The organism is Sphingomonas sp. BL-S-28, from assembly GCF_055521515.1.
The window spans coordinates 520,368-533,452 of record NZ_CM145484.1 but is presented as its reverse complement, the minus strand read 5'-3'; the positions used below and the strand labels follow the sequence as shown (position 1 = coordinate 533,452).

Sequence of the window (13,085 nt, the reverse complement as noted above, 5' to 3'; positions counted from 1 at the left end):
ACCTCGGGCCTGCGGCTTCCTAACTCAAGGCCATGCCAAGACCCGATCCCGCGCTGCTCGATCCCGCGCGCTACCCGTTTTCCTGTGACATCGAACCGCGATTCAGCGACCTCGATCTCAACCACCACATCAACAACGTCGCCATTGCCGGCATGCTGGAAGACGCGCGCGTGCGCTTCTACCGCGCCGCCAGCGAGCAGGACGAGTTTCGCGGGTTGGCGACGATGGTGGCCAGCATCTCGATCGAATACCTGGGCGAGACGCATTATCCCGATACCCTGACGCTGCACGGCGCCGTCGAACACCTCGGCCGCAGCAGCCAGCAACTGGTGCAAGTGGTCACGCAGGACGGCAAGCCGGTGGTCTTCGCCCGCACGGTGATCGTCATGGTCGGCCCCCAGGGCCCGGCCGAACTGCCCGAAAGCTATCGCGCCCGCGCCGCCCAGTGGATGCTGCGCGCATGACCGCATCGGCGCGCGAGATCGAACAGGCCGGCGAGGCGCTGGCCAAGGCCGGCGGCGATTCCATCCAGCGCCACATCTTCATCTGCGCGGAACCGCAGAAGGGCGAATGCTGCTCCCCCGAAAAGGGCGCCGCGGCATGGAAGTACCTGAAGAAGCGGCTGAAACAGCTTGGGCTGGATGGCCCGAGGCGCGAAAATGGCGGCGGCGTCGCCCGCACCAAGGCGGATTGCCTGCGCATCTGCTTTGCCGGACCCGTGGCGGTCGTCTGGCCCGATGGCGTCTGGTATCATTCCTGCACCGAGGATGTGCTGGAAAAGATCATCCAGCAGCACCTGATCGGCGGTGAGCCCGTCGAGGAGTTCCGGCTTCGCCCCAAAGCGGGTTGAGCAGGCCAGAGCGGCCTACTTTGGCGGCCTACTTTCCCTTCCAGTCGTCTTCGAAAGGATCGACGATCGATTCGTCGTGCCCGGTGCCGCTGGACAAGAACGCCAGCCCCATCAGCGCCGAAGTCAGCAACATCGTGAAGCCGACTCCCAGGGCGGTGGCGATGTAGAAATGAATCGAAACCATCCCGTTGGACCGATAGAGCAGGATCACCGAGGCCAGCACCAGGCCGACCGTGACCGTCATCATATAGGCCATGATCCGGCGATAACGCGCCCAGGCATGGGCGGCCTTTTCCGGATCTTCGAGGGGCGAACGCGGGAACATGCGCCCCATTTGGGCCTTTGCCCGCTGCGTCGCAAGGAAATCCCGCAAGAGCGGCTTTCGCCGGATCCGATTCCCGCGCCATCCGCAATCCGACGAAGTGGCGGGGGGCCTCGCGCTATGGTATTCTCCCTTTCCAAACCGCGAAGACGCGGATCTGACCGCCAGACAGAGGGGCAGAGGGGCCGACGAGGGGAGAAGAGCGACGATGACGATTGCGCGCATTATCGAGGGCCGTGGGCCCGTGCAGACCTGCCAGATCGATACCGCCGTGGGTGACGCGGCCGGGATTCTCGCCGAACGCCGGATCGGTGCCCTGCCGATCATGGATGGTGACGAACTGGTCGGCATCTTTTCCGAACGCGATGTGATCTACCGCCTGCATGAGCACGGCCCGGAGATGCTGCGAAAATCGGTGGCCGATGTGATGACCTCTCCGGCGGTGACGGTGGAACCCTCCACTCCGGTGCTCAGCGCGCTGGCGCTGATGACCCGTCGCCGCATCCGTCACCTGCCGGTGGTGGAACAGGGCCGGATGGTCGGCTTCGTGTCGATCGGCGATCTGGTGAAGTACCGCATCGACAAAGTGGAATCCGAAGCCGCCGCGATGCGCGACTATATCCAGATGGCCTGAACCTGATGGCGGGAAGGGCGGCAGGCCGTCATTTCCCGCCGCGCTCTCACCTTGCCGCGCGGGCCTGCGAAGCCTACATCGCAGGCATGGACCAAACCGTTACACTCAGCCCTTCGGCTGCGGCGCGTGTCGCCGCCATTGCCGACAAGCAGGGCAAGCCCGCGATCCTTCGCCTATCGGTGGAAGGCGGCGGCTGTTCGGGCTTCCAGTACAAGTTCGGCCTGGCCGACGCGCCTGAATCCGACGATTCCGTGGCCGAAACCGATGGCGTGCGTCTGGTGGTCGATTCGGTGAGCCTCGATCTCGTCAGCGGCTGCGTGGTCGATTACGTCGAATCGCTGGGCGGCGCCGCCTTCCGCGTGGAAAATCCCAATGCCGCCGCCGGCTGCGGGTGCGGATCCAGCTTCTCCGTATGAAAAAGATCGCCACGTTCAACATCAACGGGGTCAAGGCGCGCCTGCCCCGCCTGCTCGAATGGCTGGAGGAAACCCGCCCCTCGGTCGCCTGCCTGCAGGAGATCAAGAGCCAGGACGAAGGGTTCCCGATCGAGGAATTCGAGAAGATCGGCTATCAGGGCATCTGGCATGGCCAGAAGGGCTTCAACGGCGTCGCCATCCTGGCCGACGGAGTGAAGCCGGTCGAAATCCAGCGTGGTCTGGAAGGCGAGCCCGAGGATGAGCATTCGCGCTATCTGGAAGCCGATGTCTTCGGCATGCGGGTCGTGTGCATCTATCTGCCGAATGGCAATCCGGTGCCCGGCCCCAAGTTCGATTACAAGCTGCGCTGGATGAACCGCCTGCGCCAACGCATGGCCGCGATCCGGGCCGAAGAAGTGCCGGCGATCGTCACTGGCGACTACAACGTTATTCCCACCGATCAGGATGTCTGGTCCCCGCCCGCGATGGCCGCCGATGCGCTGATGCAGCCGGAATCGCGCGATGCCTATTTCCGCCTGCTGGGCGACGGCTGGACCGACGCGATCGCCACGCACAACCCGCGCGGCGGCGTCTGGACCTTCTGGGACTATCAGGCCGGCGCCTGGCAGCGCGATCACGGCTTCCGCATCGATCATGCCCTGCTGTCACCCGAACTGGCCGACCGGCTGGAGACTTGCGGCGTCGACAAGGCCTATCGCGGGCGTGAGAAGGCCAGCGACCACACGCCGGTCTGGGTGCAGCTGCGCGACTGATCGCCGCCGCAGGCAGACATACGAGAATGGGGTCCGAAGCTAGCTGCTTCGGACCCCATTCTTTTTGGCGAAGCGGAAGCGGGGGCGAACGCCCGCTTCTGAAGCTCAGCGATAGAAGATGTGATCGTCGACCTGGGCGATCCTGGTCAGGCGCCACTTGGGCGAGACGCGCTTGGCGTGGAAGTAGAGGGCGTCTTCCGCCTCGCTCTTCCAGGTTTCCTCCACCGCGATGCGAGCGATGGCAAGAGCTTCGTGCCAGTCGGCCGAGGCTTCGCGGATGCTGGGCATGTGCTTGCCCTGCACGAAGGAGAACTGGCCTGGCTGATAGACCACGCCGCAATAGCTGGCGGGGAAGCGGCCGGATTCGGCGCGATTGATGATCACGCGGCCAACCGCAAGCTGGCCTTCCTGTGTTTCGCCGCGGGCTTCGAAATAGATGGCGCCGGCAAGGCAACGCATCTCGCGGTCAACCGAACCGGCGCTGGGCTGCATGGCAACCAGCTGCGCAAGGGAAGCGGCTTCCTGCGGATCGTTCTGGGCATCGTCAGCCTGATTGTCCGTCGCAGCTGCCCCGTCGGCGGGGAGGGACTGGACGACCGGCGTGGAAACGAATGCCGTCTCGGTGTTCGATTTTGCTGCAACCAGAACCGGCTGGCTGGCAGCGGCGCCCGAACCCTGTGCGCCGAAAAGAGCGGTCATAACCGTAGCGGCAAGCGCGACCATGCTCGCCCACTGAACTTTGCTTCGCATTTACTCTTGTTCAAAGGCGGTGAACCAGTCCGACGCAGATGGGAACGCATCGTCCATTTAGGACGTTACATTCACACGATCTGCCGACGATCCCCCGTCTGCGTGCTAGTCGAGCATGCCTTATTGCTGCCCGACCGCCTGCGCGTGTGTGAAGGGGCCATTAACTTGCAGGGCGTGCAAGTCAACCGCGTTTATCCTCCAATGCCGATGAGCCGTTCGGGTCTTGCGGTGTCCAGTTCGATCACCCAGAGATCGGGGTCCTGCCGGCCCCGTCGTTGGACGTAGTCTGAAAAGGCGTGCGGATCCGCCGATTCTTCGCGTTTCGAACAGGTCCAGGCGCGGCTGCCGTCGATCTGCGGCATGCGTTCGTAGGCCCGTCCGTCGCGCCCGTTTTCGAGCAGCACGACAAGGATCGTGCCGGCGTCGCGTTCACCTTTTTGTATAACCATCCCAAACCCGCCTGCGGTTTCGGCGGCGCGGATGAGGGCGCTGACCTCCAGATGCGCGGGTAGGCGCGCGTCCATCGTCAAGCGGTTCCAGCGTAGCCGGGCAAGCCCGAAAGCGCGATCCGCGATCGCATGAAGGTGCCGGTGCCCCGGCCCACTTCGTCGCCATCCTCGTCCACCAGACGCGATTCCGCGACCAGCACGCGGCGCCGGCCGCTGACCCAGCGGCCCTCGGCAACGATGGTGCCACCCTTGATCGGCTTGCTGAGCAGGAGGTTGAACGATGTCGTCAGCAGAAAGCGATCGGTGACCAGCGTGTTAGCCGCGTAGAAGGCGGCGTCGTCCAGCATCTTGAAATAGATCGTGCCGTGGGCGGCACCGGCAGCATGGAAACACGCGGGATCGACATCGAAGGTGATCCGCGCCAGCCCCTCGCCGGGAATGTCCAGGCGGGAGGCGAACATGCCGTTGATCGGTGCGGAGGCGTAGAGGCTTTCGAGCGCGCGCCAATGCAAGGCGGCGCCGCTGGTGTCGGCGCCACCAGCACCGGGGCCGGCACCCGGGCCGGCACCCGACATGTCAGGCTGCATCGCGGTCGATAACGTTGCTGAGCAAGCTGTAGAGCGCCTCTGCGCCGGGCGCCTCGATCAAGGCCTCGTGCATGCGTTCGTCGCGCATCATGCGCGAGATTGCCGCCAGGGCGTGGAGATGGGTGGCGCCGGCGCCTTCGGGCGATAGCAGACCGAAGACGATATCGATCGGCTGGCCATCGGCGGAATCGAATTCAACCGGCGAATCGAGCCGGATGAAGGCGGCCACCGGGCGCGAAAGACCGGAAAGGCGCGCATGGGGAATCGCGATGCGCCGGCCGAATCCGGTGCTGCCCAGCGCTTCGCGATCAAGCACGCGCGCAAGCACGACGTCCCGATCGAGCCCGTAGACTTCGGTGAAAATGCCGGCGAGGCGCTCCAGAATGGATGCCTTGGTATCCGCGCTGGCTGTGGTGACAGCATCGGGCAGAAGATTGAAAAGACTGCTCATTTCGTTTTCTGGTTCTGGTCTCAGATCGGTTGCCAATGCCTAAACGCTCGCAACCCCCGGTAGGTCCGGGGGCTGCTTACTCTCCTCCGATCAGAAGTGCAGGCGCCGCAAGACGCTGCTGTCGGCGTCAGTGCGGTTCGACCCAGCCAATCGAACCGTCGCCGCGGCGGTAAACCATATTATGCCGGCCAGTGCCAGCGTTTTTGAACAGGAGCGCAGTGGTATTGCGCAAGTCCAGCATCATCACCGCATCGGAAACCGTGGCTTCGGGAACGTCCACACGCGTCTCCGCAATGACCACCGGAGCATCGGCATCCAGTTCGTCGTCCACCTCGACCTGCGGTTCTTCGAAGATGGTGTAGGCGGCTTCCTCGGTGGCGAGGGCATGGGCGGTCTGTTCGTGCCGATCCTTCAATCGACGCTTGTAGCGCCGCAACTGCTTGTCGATCTTCTCCGACGCCTGATCGAGTGCGAGATGGGCGTCCTGCGCCATCCCGGTGGCCTTGAGCACGAGGTTCTGCATCACATGCATGATGATATCGCAGCGGAAAGCACCGGCAGGCGCACGTCCGAACGTGACATGTGACGACAACGCGCGGTTGAAGTACTTGTCTATGATCACCGTCAGTCGCTCGCTGGTGTGAACCTGCAGGGCCTCACCGGTTTCGACCTGGTGACCGGAGACGCGGATGTCCATGAGCGAATACTCCTCTGCTATTGTATCAGTCACCCCAGAGCGGGGTATCGACCGACTTGAGGAACTCGGCATGAATGGCGAGTTCCGCTTCGGTGGCCGCGTGGGGACGCGGCTGGCGGAACGGTCGGTCCTTTCGGGTAAGGACTTTCATTTCCACCACGATCTCGGTTGCGTCGGCCATCAGTTCGAGCCCGATCTGACGGCCGCCGCGCAGTTCCACATAGACCTGCGCCAGCAGTTCGGCGTCTAGAAGCGCGCCGTGCTTGGTACGATGACTTCGATCAATTCCGTAACGCGTGCAGAGCGCGTCGAGCGAAAGCTTGGCGCCCGGATGGCGCACCTTGGCCAGCGCCACGGTATCGACCATGCGCGACTTGTCGACCGGGGCCAGACCCAGCAGGCCCAGTTCATGATTGATGAAGTTGAAGTCGAACCCCGCATTGTGCGCGACCATCGGGCTGTCCTCGATGAAATCGAGGAAATCCTGCGCGCCGGCAGCGAATAGCGGCTTGTCGGCCAGAAAGGCGTCGGACAGGCCGTGCACGGCCTCTGCCTCTGCCGGCATCGGGCGTTCGGGGTTGAAATAGGCGTGGTAGCTGCGACCGGTCAGCACCCGGTTGACCATTTCGATGCAGCCGATTTCGACCATTCGGTCCCCGGTCTTAGGGTCGAATCCCGTGGTTTCGGTATCGAATATGATCTCTCGCATCTAATCTCATATCTGCCTGCCGGGGCGGGTTCGCAAGGGCTTGGCGCGGATTATTCCTGCCGCCCCAACGCAGCCACGATGCGCTCCACCTCGGTGCGGGTCTCTGCGAGCGACGTTCCGGTATCGATGACGAAGTCGGCCCGCCGACGCTTTTCCGCGTCAGGCACCTGAAGCGCCAGAATCTGTTCGAATTTTTCCGTGGTCATGCCCGGCCGGGTCAGCACCCGCTGGCGCTGCACCTCTGCAGGAGCGGAGACTACGGCCACTCCGTAGAGACCCTCATGTCCCCCTTTTTCGTAGAGCAGGGGAATATCGAAGACCACCAGCGGCGCATCGGCATTATCCCTTAGAAATGCCCGCCGCATGGCGCCGACGGCCGGATGGACGATCGATTCGAGTCGCCCCAGCGCCTCACGATTCCCGAAGACCACCGCGCCCAGTTTTGCGCGGTCGACGCCGCTCTCCCCGGTGGTGCCGGGAAACGCCGCCTCGATCTCGCCCAGCAATGCGCCGCCCGGGCCTTGCAACTGGTGGACGGCAGCGTCGGCATCGAACACCGGCACCCCCAGATCGCGCAGCATCGCCGCAACGGTGGACTTGCCCATGCCGATCGAGCCGGTGAGGCCCAGGATTTTCGGCCCTATTTTGGGGGCTTTCGCGGGCTCGGTCATGCCTCCAGCCGCGCGCGCAGTTCAGCGTCGCTTGCGGCATCGCGCGGCGGCACTGCGCCGAAGAAGCGGCGGAAGGCATGGTCGGCCTGACCGATCAGCATGGCGAGTCCATCCACAGTCTCGAACCCGGCCGCCCGTGCCGCTTGCAGGAAGGTGGTATCGCGCGGGCTGGTGACGATATCGTAGACCACGCTTTTCGGCGGGGCATGGCTGAAATCGAAAGCGAGTGCCTCTTGCCCGGTCATGCCGAGTGGGCTGGCGTTGATGACCACGTCGAAGCACTGCTCGCGATCATCGAAGGCGAAATCGGTGGGATCGGCAAAGTGGCCGAGGTGAATCGCGTGGTGATCGTTCTGCGCGGTCAGTTCGCCCAGCATCGCCTGCGCCTTGGCGGGATCGCGGCCCGCCAGCACGATCACGAAACCGCGCTCGGCCAAAGCCGCGACGATCGCCCGCGCTGCGCCGCCGGTGCCCAGCACGCGCGCCATGCGAAACAGGTGAGTCTCGGCCAGCCGCGATTCCAGCGGTTCGAGGAATCCCGGGGCATCGGTGTTGTAACCGGTGAGTGTGCCGTCCGCTTCGCGCACGACCGTGTTTACCGCGCCGATCTTTTCGGCCAGTGGGTCCAGCCGGTCCATCAGCGGCAGAATCGCCAACTTGTGCGGCATCGTCACATTGCAGCCGCGCCAGTCCGGATCGCCGCGCCGCGTGGCGAGATAGTCGGCAAGGCCATCGACGGACACCAGGTGGCGGTCATAGCGCCCCTCGATTCCCAGCTTTTCCAGCCAGTACCCGTGAATCACCGGAGATTTGGACTGGGCGATCGGATCGCCGATCACTTCAGCATAAGGCTGACTCATTGCTCGATCTCTCCCAGACGGCGCAGCGCCGCCTGCACTTTCAACAGCGGCATGCCGAGGATGGTGAAATAGTCCCCCTCGACCGCCTCGAACAGTTGCACGCCGCGCGCCTCGATCCGGAAAACGCCCACGCAGCCAGCCACTTCGGGCCACTCGGCATCAAGGTAGTGGTCGATGAACGCGTCCGACATGGCGATCACATGCAGCGACGCCACGGCGTCTTCCGCCCAGACGATTTCGCCATCGCGCGCCAGTGCCGCGGCGCTGTGCAGATTCATCACCTTGCCCGAAAAGAAGCGCAGATGCTCGGCCGCCGCTTCCCGGCTGCCCGGTTTGTCGAACCGGTGTCCGCCACATTCCACCAGCGAGTCACTGCCCAGCACGAGTTCGCCCGGCGCTTCGGCCGAAACCGCCAGCGCCTTGGCTTTCGCCAGCTCCAGCGCAATCGTCGCGGGCGCGGCGCCGGCAAGCCCGGCTTCGATGCCGCGCTCGTCGACATGCGCGGGCTGGGCGCGGAACGGAATCGCGGCAGCTTCAAGCATGGCGCGGCGCGAGGCGCTTTGGGAGGCGAGTACGATCATCGGAAATTCCTGAGATTCAAACAATTCAAATGGGCAGTTCAAACCGGCCCGCCCTCGGTTTCCTGCGGTCCGGAGGCCTTGCGTTCGTTGTAGAGGTTGATGATGGCCGCCGCGGTTTCCTCGATCGAGCGGCGCGTCACGTCGATCACCGGCCACGAATTGTCCGCGAACATGCGCCGCGCATATTTCAGCTCGTCTTCCACCCTATCGGTCTTCACATAGTCGGTATCGGGCGATTGGCTGAGCGAGAGCAGGCGGTTGCGGCGGATCTGAATCAACCGGTCCGGCGCGGTGGTGAGGCCCACCACCATCGGCCGCTTCAGCCCGAACAGGATCGAGGGCGGCGGGCTTTCCACGACGATGGGAATGTTCGCCACCTTGTAGCCGCGATTGGCGAGATAGATCGAAGTCGGCGTCTTGCTGGTGCGCGACACGCCCGCCAGCACGATATCGGCCTCTTCCCAATCCTCCCAGGCGATGCCGTCGTCATGGGCGATGGTGAACTGAATCGCATCGACGCGCGCGAAGTAGGCATCGTCCAGCCGATGCTGACGGCCCGGACGGCCCTTGGCTTCCTGCCCCAGCAGCGCTTCCAGCGCATCGGTCACCCCATCCAGCACAGCGATCGCCGGCAGACCGAGTTGCTGGCAGCGTTCTTCCAGCCGCCCGCGCGTTTCCTCGTTCACCAAGGTGAAAAACACGAGGCCCGGATTGGCGGCGATCTCGCCCATGATCCGGTCCAGATGCTGCTGCGAACGCACCATCGGCCAGAAGTGCCGCAACACGTCGGAATCGTCGAACTGGGCGAGCGCGGCCTTGGCGATCATCTCCAGCGTTTCGCCGGTTGAATCGGAGAGAAGATGGAGGTGAAATCGCGCCATATCGGCCTTTTCCGGGGTTTTCAGGGGGTTCCACAGGGGTGCTGTGGATATGTCCCGGCATAAACCACGGGATGGATACGGTGACAACTCGGGAAGCCGTTTTCCTCCCCGTTGAACCGATTCAATCGGATGAGTCTTAAACAAGATTCAAATCCCGCCCACACCCTGTGGGTAACCGGGATAAAGAGTCTTTGACTCAGACTCTTCGGAGAGTCGCAGCTGACTCTTGAACCTGTTCAGCCCGGGATAAATCGGGCAGGGTTCAATCGTCCCCGATATCCACAGGGCCAACAGACTCTATCATCCTTTTAAGAATCTTATTTTTTTGGACTGGACCTGAATCTCGATGCCTGGCCTTCTTCTCGACACCCTGCGCAAAACGAACACGAGCAAGCGCCCGATCTGGCTCATGCGCCAAGCGGGACGGTACCTTCCCGAATATCGCGCGCTGCGTGCCGAAAAGGGCGGATTCCTTGCGCTGGTCTACGATACCGACGCCGCGGCCGAGATTACGATTCAGCCGATCCGGCGTTTCGGATTCGACGGCGCGATCCTGTTTTCCGACATTCTCATCGTGCCTTACGCGATGGGGCAGGACCTACAGTTCCTCGTCGGCGAAGGCCCGAAACTGACTCCGCGTTTGGTCGACAGCGCGCTCAGCGGACTCACCGCCGTGCCGGAACGCCTGACTCCGATCTACGAGACGGTGCGCAAGGTTCGCGGGGCACTCGATGTCGACAAGACCATGCTTGGCTTCGCAGGAAGCCCCTGGACGGTCGCTACGTACATGTGTGCGGGCGAGGGTAGCCGGGACCAGCATGAGACCCGGGCCATGGCCTATCGCGACCCTGAGGCGTTTGCGGAGATCATTCAGGCTATCGGGGGGGTGACTGTCGAATATCTCAGTGGCCAGATTCAGGCCGGGGCTGAGGCCGTGCAGTTGTTCGATTCATGGGCAGGCTCGCTTTCGCCCGCACAGTTCGAACAATGGGTGATCGCGCCCAATGCCGCCATCGTTTCGGCAGTGAAGGCGCGCCATCCGGAGACTCCGATCATCGGCTTCCCCAAGGGATCAGGCGAAAAATTACCCGCTTACGCCCGCGAGACCGGGGTGGACGCGGTCGGAATCGATGAGACGATAGACCCCCTATGGGCCGCGCGCGAATTGCCACAGGGCATGCCGGTGCAGGGGAATCTCGATCCGCTGCTGCTGCTTTCGGGCGGTGCGGAACTCGAATCCGGGGCGCGGCGCGTGCTCGATGCCTTTGCCGACCGGCCGCATGTGTTCAATCTGGGGCACGGAATCGGCCAGTTCACGCCGATCGAACATGTCGAGGCGCTGCTGCGCATCGTGCGGGGCTGGTCGCGGTGATTCCTGTCCTCCCCGGCACGGGGAGGACAACAACCGCCTGTCTCAACCGAGGAATCACCTTGAACCGCGCGGGCTCAGCGTGCAGGAGGGGCGCCTTGCCGCTCCAACGAGTCTGCGTGCGCCGATGCAGGAAACGCTTTCGATGCTCTATCTCTGGCTCAAGGCCGGACACGTCATTTTCGTGATCTTCTGGATGGCCGGGCTGTTCATGCTCCCGCGCTATTTCGTCTATCATCAGGAAGCGGAGCCGGGTTCGGCGGAAGCCGCGCGCTGGATCGATCGCGAAGCGAAGCTGCGCAAGATCATCCTCACGCCCTCACTGATCATGGTGTGGATCTTCGGGATCGCCACGGCCTTCTCGATCGACGCCTGGAGCCAGGGCTGGCTGCATGCCAAGCTGTTGTTCGTGCTGGGTCTTTCCGGTTATCACGGCTGGCTGGTCGGCTATGCGAAGAAGCTGGCCAAGGGCGAACGCACGCTGACCGGCAAGCAGCTGCGCCTGCTGAACGAGATTCCGGGGCTTGCCGCCGTGGTCATCGTCATCCTGGTGGTCGTCAAGCCGTTCTGATCGGCCCCGACCGTTTGGAGATCGTTGGAGTCATCGTTTGGGCGCAGGCTGAGTCCGGCTTGTGGATCGCGCGTTGACCGAAGGCCGCGGAATCCCTATCTGAGCCTTGTCCCGGCACAGGGCGGCGAGCCCATTCTCCTGCCCGGATCCGCTTTCCCCAAGCCCATCCGATCCGCCGGCCGACTCCCAAGAAATTTCCATTCGGAAACCAGAAAAAATGCATCTCAAAGAACTCAAAAAGAAATCGTCGGCCGATTTGGTCGAAATGGCGGAGGAACTCGGCGTAGAAGGCGCCTCGACGCTCCGCCGCCAGGACCTGATGTTCGCCATTCTCAAGGAAGTGGCCGAGGACGGTGAGGAAATCATCGGACAGGGCACCATCGAAGTGCTGCCGGACGGCTTCGGCTTCCTGCGCAGCCCCGAGGCGAACTACCTTGCCGGTCCGGACGACATCTACGTCTCGCCCAATCAGGTCCGCAAATGGGGCCTGCGCACGGGTGACACCGTGGAAGGCGAGATTCGCGCGCCTAAGGACGGTGAGCGTTACTTCGCCATCACCAAGCTTATCAGCGTCAACTTCGACGATCCGGACGTGGTTCGCCACCGCGTCAACTTCGACAACCTGACGCCGCTCTATCCCGATCAGCGCCTGAAGCTCGACAGCCTGGACCCCACGGTCAAGGACAAGTCGGCCCGCGTGATCGATCTCATTTCGCCGCAGGGCAAGGGCCAGCGCGCCCTGATCGTGGCGCCGCCGCGCACCGGTAAGACCGTGCTGCTGCAGAACATGGCCAAGGCCATCACCGACAACCATCCGGAAGTCTTCCTCCTCGTGCTGCTCGTCGACGAGCGTCCGGAAGAAGTCACCGACATGCAGCGTTCGGTGAAGGGCGAGGTCATTTCCTCCACCTTCGACGAGCCGGCCCAGCGCCACGTCCAGGTCGCTGAAATGGTGATCGAGAAGGCCAAGCGCCTGGTCGAGCACAAGCGCGACGTCGTCATCCTGCTGGACTCGATCACTCGCCTTGGCCGCGCCTACAACACCGTTGTGCCCAGCTCGGGCAAGGTGCTGACCGGCGGTGTGGATGCCAACGCCCTGCAGCGCCCCAAGCGCTTCTTCGGCGCCGCGCGCAACATCGAGGAGGGCGGTTCGCTCTCCATCATCGCCACGGCCCTGATCGATACCGGCAGCCGCATGGACGAAGTGATCTTCGAAGAGTTCAAGGGCACCGGTAACTCGGAAATCGTCCTTGACCGCAAGGTCGCGGACAAGCGCATCTTCCCGGCGCTGGATGTCGGCAAGTCCGGCACCCGCAAGGAAGAGCTGCTGGTTCCGAAGGATCAGCTCACCAAGATGTGGGTCCTGCGCCGTATCCTCATGCAGATGGGCACGGTCGACGCGATGGAGTTCCTGCTCGACAAGATGAAGGACTCGAAGACCAACGAGGACTTCTTCGCGACGATGAATCAGTAAGAGGGGCTCGGGGGCTTGAGCATTCTCGATACGCTTGTCG

Annotated in this window: 19 protein-coding genes; 8 read left to right on the top strand and 11 right to left on the bottom strand. The window is 63.3% G+C overall.

Annotated elements, in window-relative coordinates; genetic code table 11:
- Window positions 1–32: 32 nt before the first annotated feature.
- Complete coding sequence (locus ACZ1JC_RS11340; protein ID WP_465136767.1) at window positions 33–464, top strand: acyl-CoA thioesterase; 432 nt, start codon at window positions 33–35, stop codon at window positions 462–464.
- Window positions 461–850, top strand: a complete 390-nt coding sequence (locus ACZ1JC_RS11335; protein ID WP_465136768.1) for a (2Fe-2S) ferredoxin domain-containing protein — start codon at window positions 461–463, stop codon at window positions 848–850. The genes ACZ1JC_RS11340 and ACZ1JC_RS11335 overlap by 4 nt, the downstream gene beginning before the upstream one ends.
- A 28-nt stretch (window positions 851–878) precedes the next feature.
- Here ACZ1JC_RS11335 and ACZ1JC_RS11330 read toward each other — a convergent pair whose 3' ends face one another.
- Window positions 879–1,175, bottom strand: coding sequence for a hypothetical protein (locus ACZ1JC_RS11330; RefSeq protein WP_465138619.1), 297 nt, complete (start codon window positions 1,173–1,175; stop codon window positions 879–881).
- Between the two features lie 205 nt (window positions 1,176–1,380).
- On the opposite strand from ACZ1JC_RS11330, the gene ACZ1JC_RS11325 reads away from it, so the two are divergent.
- The 3 genes from ACZ1JC_RS11325 (at window position 1,381) to xth (ending at window position 2,995) form a co-directional block, all read left to right on the top strand.
- Entirely contained in the window at window positions 1,381–1,806 is a 426-nt protein-coding gene (locus tag ACZ1JC_RS11325) for a CBS domain-containing protein (RefSeq protein ID WP_465136769.1), read from the top strand.
- Window positions 1,807–1,892: 86 nt separating this feature from the next.
- Window positions 1,893–2,222 (top strand): iron-sulfur cluster insertion protein ErpA, encoded by a 330-nt coding sequence (erpA, locus tag ACZ1JC_RS11320; protein ID WP_465138620.1) that lies wholly within the window; start codon window positions 1,893–1,895, stop codon window positions 2,220–2,222.
- Window positions 2,219–2,995, top strand: a complete 777-nt coding sequence (gene xth / locus ACZ1JC_RS11315; protein ID WP_465136770.1) for an exodeoxyribonuclease III — start codon at window positions 2,219–2,221, stop codon at window positions 2,993–2,995. Before erpA ends, xth begins: the two co-directional genes overlap by 4 nt.
- A 105-nt stretch (window positions 2,996–3,100) precedes the next feature.
- Here xth and ACZ1JC_RS11310 read toward each other — a convergent pair whose 3' ends face one another.
- The 10 genes from ACZ1JC_RS11310 to ACZ1JC_RS11265 form a co-directional block, all read right to left on the bottom strand.
- Window positions 3,101–3,745 (bottom strand): cell wall hydrolase, encoded by a 645-nt coding sequence (locus ACZ1JC_RS11310; protein ID WP_465136771.1) that lies wholly within the window; start codon window positions 3,743–3,745, stop codon window positions 3,101–3,103.
- Window positions 3,746–3,936: 191 nt separating this feature from the next.
- Complete coding sequence (locus ACZ1JC_RS11305; protein WP_465136772.1) at window positions 3,937–4,269, bottom strand: DUF1491 family protein; 333 nt, start codon at window positions 4,267–4,269, stop codon at window positions 3,937–3,939.
- Window positions 4,270–4,271: 2 nt separating this feature from the next.
- Window positions 4,272–4,769 carry a PaaI family thioesterase gene (locus ACZ1JC_RS11300; RefSeq protein ID WP_465136773.1) on the bottom strand — a complete coding sequence of 166 codons (498 nt, stop codon included), beginning with the start codon at window positions 4,767–4,769 and terminating at the stop codon, window positions 4,272–4,274.
- Window position 4,770: 1 nt separating this feature from the next.
- Complete coding sequence (locus ACZ1JC_RS11295; RefSeq protein WP_465136774.1) at window positions 4,771–5,232, bottom strand: PTS sugar transporter subunit IIA; 462 nt, start codon at window positions 5,230–5,232, stop codon at window positions 4,771–4,773.
- A 127-nt stretch (window positions 5,233–5,359) separates the two neighbouring features.
- Entirely contained in the window at window positions 5,360–5,929 is a 570-nt protein-coding gene (gene hpf, locus ACZ1JC_RS11290; RefSeq protein WP_465136775.1) for a ribosome hibernation-promoting factor, HPF/YfiA family, read from the bottom strand.
- Between the two features lie 25 nt (window positions 5,930–5,954).
- Complete coding sequence (gene dnaQ / locus ACZ1JC_RS11285; RefSeq protein ID WP_465136776.1) at window positions 5,955–6,638, bottom strand: DNA polymerase III subunit epsilon; 684 nt, start codon at window positions 6,636–6,638, stop codon at window positions 5,955–5,957.
- A 50-nt stretch (window positions 6,639–6,688) separates the two neighbouring features.
- On the bottom strand, window positions 6,689–7,309 hold the full coding sequence (gene coaE / locus ACZ1JC_RS11280; RefSeq protein WP_465136777.1) for a dephospho-CoA kinase: 621 nt from the start codon (window positions 7,307–7,309) through the stop codon (window positions 6,689–6,691).
- Window positions 7,306–8,169 carry a shikimate dehydrogenase family protein gene (locus ACZ1JC_RS11275; protein ID WP_465136778.1) on the bottom strand — a complete coding sequence of 288 codons (864 nt, stop codon included), beginning with the start codon at window positions 8,167–8,169 and terminating at the stop codon, window positions 7,306–7,308. Before ACZ1JC_RS11275 ends, coaE begins: the two co-directional genes overlap by 4 nt.
- A complete protein-coding gene (locus tag ACZ1JC_RS11270; protein ID WP_465136779.1) occupies window positions 8,166–8,750 on the bottom strand; it encodes a Maf family protein in 585 nt (194 codons plus the stop codon). The genes ACZ1JC_RS11275 and ACZ1JC_RS11270 overlap by 4 nt, the downstream gene beginning before the upstream one ends.
- A gap of 38 nt (window positions 8,751–8,788) precedes the next feature.
- Window positions 8,789–9,631 (bottom strand): pyruvate, water dikinase regulatory protein, encoded by an 843-nt coding sequence (locus tag ACZ1JC_RS11265; protein ID WP_465136780.1) that lies wholly within the window; start codon window positions 9,629–9,631, stop codon window positions 8,789–8,791.
- A gap of 346 nt (window positions 9,632–9,977) precedes the next feature.
- Between ACZ1JC_RS11265 and hemE the strand changes: the two genes are divergently transcribed.
- The 3 genes from hemE to rho all read left to right on the top strand — a co-directional run bounded on the left by hemE (window position 9,978) and on the right by rho (window position 13,045).
- Window positions 9,978–11,003: a uroporphyrinogen decarboxylase gene (gene hemE / locus ACZ1JC_RS11260; protein ID WP_465136781.1), complete on the top strand. Its 1,026-nt coding sequence runs from the start codon at window positions 9,978–9,980 to the stop codon at window positions 11,001–11,003.
- Between the two features lie 124 nt (window positions 11,004–11,127).
- A complete protein-coding gene (locus ACZ1JC_RS11255; RefSeq protein ID WP_465136782.1) occupies window positions 11,128–11,571 on the top strand; it encodes a CopD family protein in 444 nt (147 codons plus the stop codon).
- A 217-nt stretch (window positions 11,572–11,788) separates the two neighbouring features.
- Window positions 11,789–13,045: a transcription termination factor Rho gene (gene rho / locus ACZ1JC_RS11250; protein WP_395329707.1), complete on the top strand. Its 1,257-nt coding sequence runs from the start codon at window positions 11,789–11,791 to the stop codon at window positions 13,043–13,045.
- The last annotated feature ends 40 nt before the right edge of the window (window positions 13,046–13,085 follow it).

What these genes read in the sequence shown, in the direction of transcription:
- hemE (WP_465136781.1), top strand. Translation starts at nt 9,978, where the DNA reads ATGCCTGGCCTTCTTCTCGACACCCTGCGCAAAACGAACACGAGCAAG.
- hpf (WP_465136775.1), bottom strand. Translation starts at nt 5,929, where the DNA reads ATGGACATCCGCGTCTCCGGTCACCAGGTCGAAACCGGTGAGGCCCTG.
- ACZ1JC_RS11295 (WP_465136774.1), bottom strand. Translation starts at nt 5,232, where the DNA reads ATGAGCAGTCTTTTCAATCTTCTGCCCGATGCTGTCACCACAGCCAGC.
- ACZ1JC_RS11275 (WP_465136778.1), bottom strand. Translation starts at nt 8,169, where the DNA reads ATGAGTCAGCCTTATGCTGAAGTGATCGGCGATCCGATCGCCCAGTCC.
- ACZ1JC_RS11330 (WP_465138619.1), bottom strand. Translation starts at nt 1,175, where the DNA reads ATGTTCCCGCGTTCGCCCCTCGAAGATCCGGAAAAGGCCGCCCATGCC.
- ACZ1JC_RS11255 (WP_465136782.1), top strand. Translation starts at nt 11,128, where the DNA reads ATGCAGGAAACGCTTTCGATGCTCTATCTCTGGCTCAAGGCCGGACAC.
- rho (WP_395329707.1), top strand. Translation starts at nt 11,789, where the DNA reads ATGCATCTCAAAGAACTCAAAAAGAAATCGTCGGCCGATTTGGTCGAA.
- ACZ1JC_RS11310 (WP_465136771.1), bottom strand. Translation starts at nt 3,745, where the DNA reads ATGCGAAGCAAAGTTCAGTGGGCGAGCATGGTCGCGCTTGCCGCTACG.
- ACZ1JC_RS11270 (WP_465136779.1), bottom strand. Translation starts at nt 8,750, where the DNA reads ATGATCGTACTCGCCTCCCAAAGCGCCTCGCGCCGCGCCATGCTTGAA.
- ACZ1JC_RS11325 (WP_465136769.1), top strand. Translation starts at nt 1,381, where the DNA reads ATGACGATTGCGCGCATTATCGAGGGCCGTGGGCCCGTGCAGACCTGC.
- coaE (WP_465136777.1), bottom strand. Translation starts at nt 7,309, where the DNA reads ATGACCGAGCCCGCGAAAGCCCCCAAAATAGGGCCGAAAATCCTGGGC.
- dnaQ (WP_465136776.1), bottom strand. Translation starts at nt 6,638, where the DNA reads ATGCGAGAGATCATATTCGATACCGAAACCACGGGATTCGACCCTAAG.
- ACZ1JC_RS11305 (WP_465136772.1), bottom strand. Translation starts at nt 4,269, where the DNA reads ATGGACGCGCGCCTACCCGCGCATCTGGAGGTCAGCGCCCTCATCCGC.
- ACZ1JC_RS11300 (WP_465136773.1), bottom strand. Translation starts at nt 4,769, where the DNA reads ATGTCGGGTGCCGGCCCGGGTGCCGGCCCCGGTGCTGGTGGCGCCGAC.
- ACZ1JC_RS11340 (WP_465136767.1), top strand. Translation starts at nt 33, where the DNA reads ATGCCAAGACCCGATCCCGCGCTGCTCGATCCCGCGCGCTACCCGTTT.
- ACZ1JC_RS11265 (WP_465136780.1), bottom strand. Translation starts at nt 9,631, where the DNA reads ATGGCGCGATTTCACCTCCATCTTCTCTCCGATTCAACCGGCGAAACG.
- xth (WP_465136770.1), top strand. Translation starts at nt 2,219, where the DNA reads ATGAAAAAGATCGCCACGTTCAACATCAACGGGGTCAAGGCGCGCCTG.
- ACZ1JC_RS11335 (WP_465136768.1), top strand. Translation starts at nt 461, where the DNA reads ATGACCGCATCGGCGCGCGAGATCGAACAGGCCGGCGAGGCGCTGGCC.
- erpA (WP_465138620.1), top strand. Translation starts at nt 1,893, where the DNA reads ATGGACCAAACCGTTACACTCAGCCCTTCGGCTGCGGCGCGTGTCGCC.